General features: G+C 41.9%; 12 protein-coding genes. 10 read left to right on the plus strand and 2 right to left on the minus strand.

What is annotated here, in order from left to right; translation table 11 throughout:
* The first annotated feature begins 24 nt into the window (after nucleotides 1-24).
* Nucleotides 25-1,353: a type I glutamate--ammonia ligase gene (gene glnA / locus CHH60_RS00395; protein WP_095286437.1), complete on the plus strand. Its 1,329-nt coding sequence runs from the start codon at nucleotides 25-27 to the stop codon at nucleotides 1,351-1,353.
* 242 nt (nucleotides 1,354-1,595) lie between these two features.
* Nucleotides 1,596-2,891 (plus strand): aldehyde dehydrogenase, encoded by a 1,296-nt coding sequence (locus CHH60_RS00400; protein ID WP_095357363.1) that lies wholly within the window; start codon nucleotides 1,596-1,598, stop codon nucleotides 2,889-2,891.
* Nucleotides 2,892-3,002: 111 nt separating this feature from the next.
* On the opposite strand, the gene lexA is transcribed toward CHH60_RS00400, so the two are convergent.
* Nucleotides 3,003-3,629 carry a transcriptional repressor LexA gene (gene lexA / locus CHH60_RS00405; protein ID WP_056689962.1) on the minus strand — a complete coding sequence of 209 codons (627 nt, stop codon included), beginning with the start codon at nucleotides 3,627-3,629 and terminating at the stop codon, nucleotides 3,003-3,005.
* A gap of 294 nt (nucleotides 3,630-3,923) precedes the next feature.
* Here lexA and CHH60_RS00410 point away from each other — a divergent pair, with 294 nt between their 5' ends.
* From CHH60_RS00410 to CHH60_RS00445, 8 genes are all read left to right on the plus strand, one after another.
* Nucleotides 3,924-4,301, plus strand: a complete 378-nt coding sequence (locus tag CHH60_RS00410) for a LysM peptidoglycan-binding domain-containing protein (protein WP_095357364.1) — start codon at nucleotides 3,924-3,926, stop codon at nucleotides 4,299-4,301.
* Between the two features lie 96 nt (nucleotides 4,302-4,397).
* Nucleotides 4,398-4,607: a DUF896 domain-containing protein gene (locus tag CHH60_RS00415; protein WP_095357365.1), complete on the plus strand. Its 210-nt coding sequence runs from the start codon at nucleotides 4,398-4,400 to the stop codon at nucleotides 4,605-4,607.
* 127 nt (nucleotides 4,608-4,734) lie between these two features.
* Complete coding sequence (locus tag CHH60_RS00420; protein ID WP_095286441.1) at nucleotides 4,735-5,247, plus strand: hypothetical protein; 513 nt, start codon at nucleotides 4,735-4,737, stop codon at nucleotides 5,245-5,247.
* 27 nt (nucleotides 5,248-5,274) lie between these two features.
* The gene (locus tag CHH60_RS00425) at nucleotides 5,275-6,066 is read left to right on the plus strand and encodes an HAD family hydrolase (RefSeq protein ID WP_095357366.1); all 792 of its coding nucleotides are present in this window, start codon (nucleotides 5,275-5,277) and stop codon (nucleotides 6,064-6,066) included.
* 574 nt (nucleotides 6,067-6,640) lie between these two features.
* Complete coding sequence (locus CHH60_RS00430; RefSeq protein WP_375335160.1) at nucleotides 6,641-7,570, plus strand: ABC transporter permease; 930 nt, start codon at nucleotides 6,641-6,643, stop codon at nucleotides 7,568-7,570.
* 12 nt (nucleotides 7,571-7,582) lie between these two features.
* On the plus strand, nucleotides 7,583-8,452 hold the full coding sequence (locus CHH60_RS00435; RefSeq protein ID WP_095357368.1) for a carbohydrate ABC transporter permease: 870 nt from the start codon (nucleotides 7,583-7,585) through the stop codon (nucleotides 8,450-8,452).
* A gap of 70 nt (nucleotides 8,453-8,522) precedes the next feature.
* The gene (locus tag CHH60_RS00440; RefSeq protein WP_095357369.1) at nucleotides 8,523-10,151 is read left to right on the plus strand and encodes an ABC transporter substrate-binding protein; all 1,629 of its coding nucleotides are present in this window, start codon (nucleotides 8,523-8,525) and stop codon (nucleotides 10,149-10,151) included.
* 109 nt (nucleotides 10,152-10,260) lie between these two features.
* Nucleotides 10,261-10,935, plus strand: coding sequence for a GntR family transcriptional regulator (locus CHH60_RS00445; protein ID WP_095286446.1), 675 nt, complete (start codon nucleotides 10,261-10,263; stop codon nucleotides 10,933-10,935).
* Nucleotides 10,936-11,027: 92 nt separating this feature from the next.
* Here the strand turns inward: CHH60_RS00445 and CHH60_RS00450 are convergent, their stop codons facing one another.
* Nucleotides 11,028-11,573 (minus strand): cupin domain-containing protein, encoded by a 546-nt coding sequence (locus CHH60_RS00450; protein WP_095286447.1) that lies wholly within the window; start codon nucleotides 11,571-11,573, stop codon nucleotides 11,028-11,030.
* Nucleotides 11,574-11,698 lie beyond the last annotated feature (125 nt).

An 11,698-nucleotide genomic window follows, 5' to 3' on the forward strand; every position in this document is an offset into this window, starting at 1 on the left:
GCAGAAAAGAAAGGGAGAGGTATCGTGAGTTATACAAAAGAAGACATTCTCCGCATCTCTAAAGAAGAAAACGTACGATTCGTTCGATTGCAATTTACCGACTTGCTTGGAGCTATCAAAAACGTTGAAATTCCTGTAAGCCAATTGACCAAGGCTTTGGATAACAAAATGATGTTTGATGGTTCTTCCATTGAAGGTTATGTGCGTATTGAAGAATCCGACATGTACCTCTATCCGGATCTCGATTCTTGGCTGATTTTCCCTTGGGTAGCTGAGAACCGTGTTGCTCGCCTAATCTGTGATGTTTATTTGCCGGATGGCAACCCATTCCCTGGAGATCCACGCGGCATCTTGAAACGTAACCTGAAGGAAGCCGAAGAAATGGGATTCACTTCCTTCAATGTCGGTCCTGAACCAGAGTTCTTCTTGTTCAAAACAGACGAAAAAGGAAACCCGACTAACGAACTGAATGACCAAGGTGGATATTTCGACCTGGCGCCTACGGATCTTGGTGAAAACTGTCGTCGTGACATCGTTATCACACTTGAAGAAATGGGCTTTGAGATCGAAGCTTCCCACCATGAGGTAGCTCCAGGTCAGCATGAGATCGACTTTAAATATGCTGATGCTCTAAAAGCAGCAGACCAGATCCAAACGTTCAAACTCGTTGTTAAAACGATTGCACGTCAGCATGGTCTACATGCTACCTTTATGCCGAAACCGCTGTTTGGTATGAACGGTTCCGGTATGCACTGTAACCAATCGTTGTTCCAAGGCAGTGCGAATGCATTCGTTGACGAGTCGGACGAGCTGGGTCTGAGCAAAACTGCACGTCACTTCATGGCTGGAACGCTGAAGCATGCCCGTGCGTTTGCAGCAATTACTAACCCAACTGTGAACTCATACAAACGTCTTGTACCAGGTTATGAAGCTCCTTGTTATGTAGCATGGTCCGCCAGTAACCGTAGCCCAATGATCCGTATTCCAGCTTCCCGTGGTCTGAGTACACGTGTTGAAGTTCGTAACCCGGATCCGGCTGCTAACCCTTACTTGGCTTTGGCGGTTTTATTGAAAGCAGGATTGGACGGAATCAAACGTGAGCTTTCCTTACCAGCTCCGATTGACCGTAACATCTACATTATGTCAGAAGAAGAGCGTGTGGAAGAAGGCATTCCAAGCTTGCCAGCTGACCTGAAAGAAGCTTTGAACGAATTGATCCGCAGTGAAGTCATCTGTGATGCACTTGGCGATCACGCCCTGGCTCACTTCTACGAGCTGAAAGAAATTGAGTGGGATATGTACCGTACACAAGTCCACCAATGGGAACGCGATCAATACATCACGCTGTACTAATATGGAAAGCCCTTGGCGCAATAGTGCCAAGGGTTTTTTTAATGAATTACATAATGGGACAGTGGTGATTAGGTTTCTAAGAAAATAGCAGTATTTAATAGTATACATATAATAGTAAGAGAGAAGATATATATTTTCCAGAGAACAGTCATTTTAATATGTTGATAATTTCATATAAACAAGATATAATTCAATTATATTTTTAGCAATTTAATTTTAAATCATTAATTGGAGATGTTAATATGGAACAAGCGAAACAACTCGTTGCAAGTCAGCGGGCATTCTTTTATACAGGACAAACTAAAAATATTGAGTATCGGATTCATGCTCTTCAGCAATTAAGACAAGGAATAGAGAAATATCAGCAACGGATATTGGACGCACTGCATACAGATTTAAATAAATCAGAAACAGAGGCATATAACTCTGAGATTCGCATCGTTTTGGGTGAGCTGGATTTTGCACTAGAACATCTTAAGGAATGGGCGGCTCCTCGAGCAGTGCCAACAAGTGCTGTTATACCTGATGGTACAAGCACGATCTATCCAGAACCTTACGGAGTTGCTCTCATTATTGCGCCATGGAACTATCCGTTCCAACTGGCATTTGGTCCTTTGATTGGTGCAATTGCAGCGGGTAACTCTGCTGTTATTAAGCCTTCTGAATTAACGCCGGCAGTGTCACGTCTGACGTATGACCTGATCACGGATATTTTCCCTGAGGAATATGTAGCTGTCATGGAAGGTGAAGTCGAAACGAGCACAGCCTTGTTGAAAGAGAAGTTTGATTATATTTTCTTCACAGGCAGCACGGGTGTTGGTCGCATCGTTATGAAAGCAGCAGCAGAGCATCTTACGCCGGTAACGCTTGAACTTGGTGGAAAAAGCCCTGTAATTGTTCATAAAGACGCAGATTTGAAGTTGGCAGCTCAGCGGATCGTTCGTGGTAAGTTCTTGAATGCGGGTCAGACCTGTGTTGCTCCGGATTACTTACTTGTACATCAAGACGTACACGATAAACTCCTTGAAGAGATTGGTGAGGAGATTCAAGATAAATTCGGTAAGGATGTCATGGGAAATCCTGATTTCCCGCATATCGTCAACACACGTAACTTTGATCGACTGTCTGTATTCTTAGAAGATGGTGATACTCTGATTGGTGGTCGCTCTGATCGGGATCAGCTGCTGATTGAACCTACCTTGGTAGGAAATGTGGACTGGGATTCACCTGTTATGCAAGAAGAGATATTCGGTCCCATTCTACCGGTAATGACTTACGATGATCTTAATCCTCTGCTCGCTGAGATTGTACGCCGTCCCAAACCGCTGGCGCTATACCTGTTCACGCAGCAAGAAGAGCTGCAGAATCAGGTCTTGGATCAAGTGTCATTCGGTGGGGGATGCATTAATGATACGTTGTCTCATATGACTTCACATTATTTACCGTTTGGCGGTGTAGGAGAGAGTGGTATGGGGTCATATCATGGTCAGCAAAGTTTTGAAGTATTCTCTCATCACAAAAGCATTCTCAAACGATAACAAATGGAATTAACGAAGTCGAAATTTAACATATAAAAAGAGGTTGTCCTGTTGAACAGGGCAACCTCTTTTTGTCATTACAGTTCAGCTGACTTGCTGTTGGAAGAAAGACTAGTGAATATCACGGAAAAGGCCAATCACTTTACCCAAAATGCTAACATGTTTTAAACGAAGTGGTTCAAATGTTGCATTCTCAGGCTGAAGACGAATATGGTCTTTCTCTTTGTAGAATGTTTTAACTGTAGCTTCGTCATCTTCAGTCATCGCAACGACAATATCCCCGTTATCTGCTGTTTGCTGCTGGCGCACGATAACGTAGTCTCCATTGACGATCCCTGCTTCGATCATACTGTCACCAACAACAGAGAGCATAAATACTTTCTGTTCTCCAACATAATGTGTCGGTAGCGGGAAATAATCCTCAATGTTCTCTGTTGCGGTAATCGGAACCCCTGCAGTGACTTTACCTACGACAGGAATGCGAGCAACACTGTGTGCAAACTGATGGGAGTGTTCTGATTCCTCCTGGCTTAATAACTCAATGGCTCTCGGTTTAGTAGGGTCACGTCTAATGAGACCTTTCTTCTCCAAGCGGTCCAGATGTCCATGAACCGTAGAACTGGAAGCCAGTCCAACCGCTTCACCAATTTCACGTACGGAAGGAGGATATCCCTTCAACCGGACTTCATTGCGTATAAATTCCAGAATAGCTTGCTGCCTGCTGGATATCTTCGACATACCGTATCAACCCCATTTTAGTAACGTTTGGGAAAATTATAACATAGAACCTCCGTTCGTACAAACATAAGTTCTAAATAAAATCCGATAAAATCAATATTTTTGAGTCTTTTATTCGTATAGTCCTTCAAATCTAACAATAGTAAATAACGAGTTGGATTCATCTAGAGATTTACAGGAAATTTGGGGTTTGAAATAAAGCGAACAATTGTTCTAAAAATCTGTTGTACAAAACAAGTGTTCGTGTTATATTGATTTTAACAGATAGGAACAAACGTTTGGAGGACGATTAATATGAGATATTCCACTTATCAAAGTATTTATGAACCGATGAACTCGGAAGCAGTCAAGTCTAACATAGGTAACTTTAAACAATGGTTTGCAAAAGCCAAGATGCCAACATGGATGTTGAAATTGATTATGGCATCGTTAATCATATTCATTGGCTGCAGCACTGTATTGACTGTGTTTGCAGGAGACGAGAACAATGTTCTTCCTGGCAGCAAAATTGCGGTATCCCAGGGTGAAACATTGTGGAGCTTATCTTTGGAGCATAAACCGGAAAATATGGATACACGTGTATATATAGAAGCAATAAAGAAAGTAAACCAGCTTCAAACGACTTCAATTCAAGCTGGACAAGTCCTAATTTTGCCTCAGTTTACACCTTAAAATCATGATTCATTCGAGCGAGTAAGTAGCAGCCTTGACAAGCCGCCTCGATCATGTCAAAGTTAGTATGACTTTGTATTTTTGGAGGGGACAAGCTTGGATATAGATAGCCTGGTAGCACGCATCAATGAATTGGCTCGTAAACAAAAGTCCACTGGACTTTCAGAGGAAGAACTTGCCGAACGTGCTAAACTTAGAGAAATTTACTTAAACAACATCCGCAGCAACTTCAGACAGCAACTGGATTCTATTGAAATTGTTGATGATGAGAAGGATCAAGGCCACCAAGGCAAACTCAAACACTAAGGAAACCTAAAGATATCATTATGATATTTAGGTTTCTTCCTTTTATTTTGAGAATGCAAATTTATAGGGGGAATGTCGGTTTGCGAATTTTGTAAGCCGATACAAAGATGACATAAGGGGGATTCTCATGGCTCGTTCGTTCGAGAGAACGGTTCGGAAAAATTCAAAGCAGTTGAATCAGCAGCGCAAAAAAAATGGTCAACCGATTTCGGGTACGCCCGGTGAGGACATATTCAAAGGACGCAGTCTTCTGTTTCCTATTTTCCTCATTGGACTTGCGTTTTTGTATCTGTTTATGAGCACATTTCTTGTTAAAGCTCCGATGACAACATGGGACTGGGTTACGATGCTGTTGTATGTATTTTTGGCTGTGATTTTTATGCTTCGCCGTCCTTACATCAAAATAGGGAGCAACCGGATTATAACAACCAAAGGGAATCGGGAACGCTCCATTGGAGTAGATGACATCGTTAAGTTTAGATTCGAACAGGGAACGGTAGTTATCGAACATAACAGCCGTGGCAAAAGATGGGTGTTCACTAAACTGTTGAACCGCTATGACACAGATGCCATTTCTGAACGACTTCTGAAATTTGCCAAAGCACATCAGATTACTGTAGAAACAGACGAGAAAAAGTAATTATTCACAAAGGGGAAGATGATCGGAATGGCATTAAAAGCGATTTTGTTCGACCTGGATGATACTTTATTGTGGGATGAACGCAGTGTGCGGGAAGCATTCCACGAAACTTGCCTGCTTGCTTCACAAGAAACCGGCGTTGATGCTGGGGCATTGGAAGAAGCTGTTCGTAATGAAGCTCGTAGTCTATATGAATCCTATGAAACCTTTCCATTCACCAAAATGATTGGTATCAATCCGTTTGAAGGACTATGGGCTAATTTTACAGGCGGTGATCAGCCGGAATTCCGTCAATTGGAGCAGCTTGCCCCTGTATATCGTAAGGAGTCCTGGCGTCGTGGCTTATTGAAGCTGGGAGTGGATCGTGAAGATTTGGCCGAACGTCTTGCCTCGCAATTTGGAGCAGAGCGAAGATCCAGACCTCATGTATATGAAGAAACAATGGACACTTTGCGTCACTTGCAGGGAAAATTCAAACTGTTGCTCTTGACGAATGGTTGTCCTGCTCTGCAGCAAGAGAAGCTGGATGGTGTGCCTGAACTGGCTCCTTTCTTCGATGAGATCATCATCTCGGGTACTTTTGGAAAAGGAAAACCGGATCCGTCTATCTTTGAACATGCGCTTAGCAAACTTGGAGTAAAACCAGAAGAAGGCTTGATGGTTGGAGATAAACTCACGACGGATATCCGCGGAGCTTTGTCAGCAGGAATCCAGGCTGTCTGGATTAATCGGGAGAACAAAGTGAACTCGGAGTCGTATGTACCTGATCATGAGATTAAGCACTTATCAGAATTAGATCGTATTATTGCTAATTTCTGATTATTTCAGAATTGAACAATGGTGCATTTTTAAACATTGATAACCTCGGTGAATGATGCAAAATCATTCATGGGTTATCAATGTTTTTTGGTTTGGTTGAAACTTGTGTAGTGAAGAAATATCAAAAATAATAAAAAAAGGTATTGAAAAGTTGGGACTGCTGTTTTAGAATGTAACTAACATACTAGTATGACTAGTATGGGAATCATTTAAAAGCAGTACTCTTTTGGCATGTCCAGGTTATGGAATCAGAAGTTATTGCTTTATTATTTTTATGTATATTGTAAGCGCTTTACATAGTTTTGGGAAATATTAATTTTTGGAATACATCAGGTACTCATGAGATTGAGCAGTAAGATAACAATCAGAACCTAAGTATATCCATTAAACTACTTTAAATTGATATCGCTTACATTACCAAATATCTATTATGCAGTGGGGGTGAATTTCTGCAAGGTCTTCGATAGAAAGAAGTGAAGATGGGAGCTGTCATGAAGTACTTTTGATTTTATCAAGTTTATTTGATCGGAGTGAATCAGATATGAAGTCAGAAACTGCTAAAACCACGCTTACGATGACCTCATTACGCAAAGAAAGCAGGTTAAGAACGGCTGGAGCATTACTCCGCAAAGATTGGCAGCTGTATTCACTATTAATACTTCCAGTGATTTATTTGTTGATTTTTAAATACGGACCCATGATTGGTAATGTGATTGCCTTTAGAAGATTTGTACCGGGAGGCAGCATTTTTGGTGAAACTTGGGTTGGATTAAGATATTTTCAGATGTTTGTTCAGGACCCCACGTTCTGGAAAGTATTTGGAAACACACTCATGCTGGGTGGGCTTGCATTACTCTTCACATTCCCGGTTCCCATTATCTTTGCTCTGCTTTTGAATGAAGTAAAAAGTAAACGCTTCAAAAAGTTCGTTCAGACTGCATCCTACCTGCCGCATTTCTTATCGATCGTTATCGTAGCCGGTATGATTTTGCAACTAACGGCAGTGAATGGATCCATTAATGGCTTGGTTGCATTCTTTACCGGAGACAGCATTCCTTTTATGCAGCGCGCCGAATGGTTCAGAACGATCTATATCACCTCTGAAATTTGGCAAGGCATGGGCTGGGGAGCCATTTTGTATCTTGCCGCATTAACAACAATCGATGATTCTTTGTATGAAGCTGCACGGATTGATGGTGCGAATCGCTGGAAACAGACAATCCATGTAACCATACCAGGCATTTTGCCAACGATTGTTACATTGTTAATTCTGAATATGGGTAATTTTCTCGCTGTCGGATTTGAGAAAATTCTCCTCCTTTACAATCCGCTTATCTATGATACATCAGATGTGATTTCCACTTATCTGTATCGTGTAGGTTTGCAATCGAGCAACTTCAGTTACGCTACTGCGATTGGATTATTCGAATCACTCATCGGACTGATCTTGGTATTCTCGGTAAATGCAATCTCACGCAGACTAACACAACGAAGCTTGTGGTAAAGGAGGGGTAACATGCAGGAATCAAAATCATACAAAGTCTTCAAAGTATTTAACACCATCTTTTTGCTGCTGGTGGTGTTCATCACACTCTATCCATTCCTGAATGTTGTAGCACAATCTTTCAGTAGCGAATCCTATATCAATTCAGGAAAAGTCAGCATCATCCCGCGCGGTTTTAATGTGGAAACCTACAAGACCATCTCGCGTGACAGCATGTTCTGGACGAATTATAAAAATACAGTGATCTACACTGTGGTAGGTACGTTGATATCCATGTTTATGACAACCATATTCGCGTATGCGATTTCTAAAAGGAGATTAATGGGACGCAAGTTCTGGACAATGTTTGCCGTGTTCACCATGTTTTTCAGTGGCGGATTGATTCCAAACTATGTCCTGATTAATTCCCTTGGCATGAACAATACGATGTGGGCGTTAGTTGTACCTGGAGCCATCAGCATTTATAACATGTTAATTATGAAGTCATTTTTCGAAAACATGCCCGAGGAGCTTGAGGAAGCAGCAGCCATCGACGGTTTAAACACATATGGTATTTTACTTCGTATTATATTGCCGCTAAGTAAGGCAGTAATGGCTACTATGGTTCTGTTCTACGCTGTGGGACACTGGAACTCATGGTTCCCGGCATTCCTGTATCTTGACAAAAAGGAACTGTTCCCGGTGACCATTTATTTGCGCAATATGATTGCAGGTGCAACAGGAGGAGCTTCTGCTGGAGCGTCGGCTGATAATTTGACTCAAATCTCAGCCAATATCAAGTCGGTAACGATGGTACTTACGATTTTGCCTATTCTTACGATTTATCCGTTTGTGCAAAGATACTTTGTAACCGGTATCATGTTGGGATCTGTTAAGCAGTAATTCCAAGTGCATATAGCTAACATCTCTTAGACGCAAGGCCAATCTAAACCACATGCAGGGGGACAATGGAATGAAAAAGAGACCACGCAAGCTTGTAGGCAAGATGGTTTTGGCAACAATGATGAGTGTCGTTTTGGCAGCATGCAGCAGCGGAGCGGGAACCGAGAAGGCAGAACCTGAATCCAAAGGGGCTATGGAGTCCTACGGAGTGGGTGAAACGTTTAAAGCCTCAGAGCCATTCAACTTATCCATCCTTTATAGTGATCAGCCAGCATATCCATACAAAAAAGATTGGTTGCTTTTCCAAAAAATCACCGAGCTGACGGGTGTGACCTTGGATCCTACCATTGTACCGATGTCTGACTATCCGCAAAAAAGATCTCTTTTGATCAGTTCTGGAGATGCACCTCTCGTAATCCCTAAAACTTATCCGGGCGAAGAATCTGCCTTTGTATCATCTGGTGCCGTATTGCCCGTTAGTGACTATGTTGACTTGATGCCCAATTTCAAGGACAAAGTAGAGAAGTGGGGGCTTGAGGATGAACTGGAGGGTCTCCGTCAGGAAGACGGGAAGTATTATGTTCTCCCTGGTTTGCATGAAGAAGTGTGGCCAGACTATACACTGATTGTTAGAACGGATGTTTTCGAGGAAAACAATATTCCTATCCCAACGACATGGGATGAACTATATGATGCTGCCAAGAAGTTGAAAGAAATCTATCCGGATTCGATTCCGTTCTCGGACCGATTTGAATTTAACAGTACGTTAAATATTGCGGCTGCTGGTTTTGGAACCAAGGGCGGTTGGGGCTTCGGAAATGGTCTTACGTATAAGGAAGACAAGGATGAATTCGTATATACATCCACTACTCCTGAGTACAAAGAAATGCTGACCTACTTCAACAAAATGGTGTCAGAAGGATTGCTGGACAAGGAAAGTTTCACTCAAGATGATGATCAAGCGACACAAAAATTTGTCTCTGGCAAATCGTTTATCATTAATGGTAACTCTCAAACGTTAGTGCTGCATCGCAATGATATGAATAAAACGTTGGGTGAAGGAAAATTTTCCATTGCTAAAATTACGGTTCCAGGCGGTCCGAAAGGACAATTAATGTCTGGATCTAGACTTGAAAACGGTGTCATGATTTCCGGTAAAATTAAAGATAGTGAAAATTTCAAAGCAACAATGCAATTTATTGACTGGTTGTACTACAGTGATGAAGGCCAGGAATTCGCCAAATGGGGAGTTGAAGGAGAGACCTTCACGAAACAGGATGGGGTTCGCAAGCTTGCGGATGATGTGAACTATAATGGATTGAATCCTAAAGGCACAAAAGATCTGCGTATTGATTACGGTTTCTCTGGTGGTGTGTTTGCTTATGGTGGAACAACGGATCTGCTGCACTCCATGTTTAGTGAAGAAGAATTGAAATTCCAGCAGGACATGAAGGATACCAAGGAAGTTATTCCTGCTGAACCTCCAATCCCGTACTCAGATCTTGACCGTGAACAGGTGACATTGCTTAGTACTCCACTTAAGGACTATTCGGACCAAAATACCCTTAAATTTATTCTGGGTGAACGCAGTCTTGAGGAGTTCGATGCTTTCGTAAAAGAACTGGAAGGACAAGGGTTGTCTCAGTACTTGCAGATTTCCAACGATACGTACAAAAAGTATAAAGAGAACAAACAGTAGTAGCATGATAGACAACGTTTAAACGATTGCCGTTTCGCTGAGCTCATTTTAGTGAAACGGCAATTTATGCTAAGATGAATGAATACGGCTGAGAGGAAGAGGTTAAGGAATGTCACTTAATCAAAAGATTAGAGGTTCGACCCGCGCTTATTCATACGAGCTGATAAAGGAAAGAATTTTGCACCTTGAGCTTAAGCCTGGTACGAAGATTTCAGAGAAAGAAATAGCGGATGAACTTGAGGTTAGTAGAACGCCTGTTCGCGAAGCTTTCATGAAGCTTGCTGAAGAGGAACTTTTGGATATTATCCCGCAGAGTGGAACAATCGTCTCGCATATTAATCTGGAGCATGTGGAAGAAGGCAGATTTATGCGAGAAAAAATAGAAAAGGAAATTGTAGCGCTGGCATGTGCCTCATTTGCAGAAGAATTCAAATTCAGATTGGAAACCAATATCGCCATGCAGGAAGTGTGCATGGATAAGAATAACTTCTATCGACTGTTTGAACTGGATGAGGAGTTTCATCAGATCCTGTTTCAGGGAACTGGGAAAATGAGAACGTGGAAAATGCTTCAGCAGCTTAACATTCCGTTTAATCGTCTGCGTATCCTTCGCTTGTCAGAAGACATTAATTCCGAAATTATTATCTCCCAACACAAGGAAATCTACCAGCTCATCAAGGAGCGCCAAACAGAACAAGCGATGAAGGTGATGGAAGCTCACCTTAGACTTGTCGTCGTTGAACAGGAGACGGTTAAAGCAAAGTATCCACATTATTTTATATAATCCATCTAATGTTGTATAATGATCCAAACCGCAACAAACCCCTGTTCAAATGGACAGGGGTTTGTTGAATGAAGGATATCCGTAATATGAGATTAGGCCTGTTTAATAAACGTAGGATCCGGGTACGGGTCAGCAACCCAGCCGTCTTTCTCAATAAAGAGGCGAACAGCAATAATCTGTTTGTTCTCCATCAAAGTGAAGAAATGCGGCGTGTTTTCGGGTACGGAAATGACGTCTCCAGGAGACAATTCTACATTAAAGTAACCTACATCATCTGTGCCTTTGATAACAAAGATCCCTTTACCCGCGACAATGGCACGGATTTCATCTTCGGCATGTGTGTGGATTTCCTCGAACTTGGCCAATTTTTCTTCAATATCTGGCGTTTGTTCGGAGAGGGTGATGACATCCCAGATTTGATATCCGCGACGTGCAGCGAGGTCTTTGATTTCATAATCAAAGGTTTCTAAAACCTGGTTTTTCTGATCATCAGTCAATCCAAAGTTATTTTGCAATTCAGCACTTAATTTGGATGCGTCCCATTTTTCATAGAGTACTTCATATTTGTCCAAGAAATTTCGAACATTTTCGTCTCCAGTGATACGTTCGTTCGTATTTCTGATCACAATTTCAGCCATGTTCTTTCCCTCTTTTCCACTTGGTTTAATAGATATTATATCGGATGTCTACCTTTTTGTCGATTCGCAAATTCGACCTTGATCGCCTGAAACCCGCCATACAGCTGAATAAAACCGATCTTTCA

This window comes from Paenibacillus sp. 7523-1, from assembly GCF_002276415.1.
Taxonomy (GTDB): domain Bacteria; phylum Bacillota; class Bacilli; order Paenibacillales; family Paenibacillaceae; genus Paenibacillus; species Paenibacillus illinoisensis_A.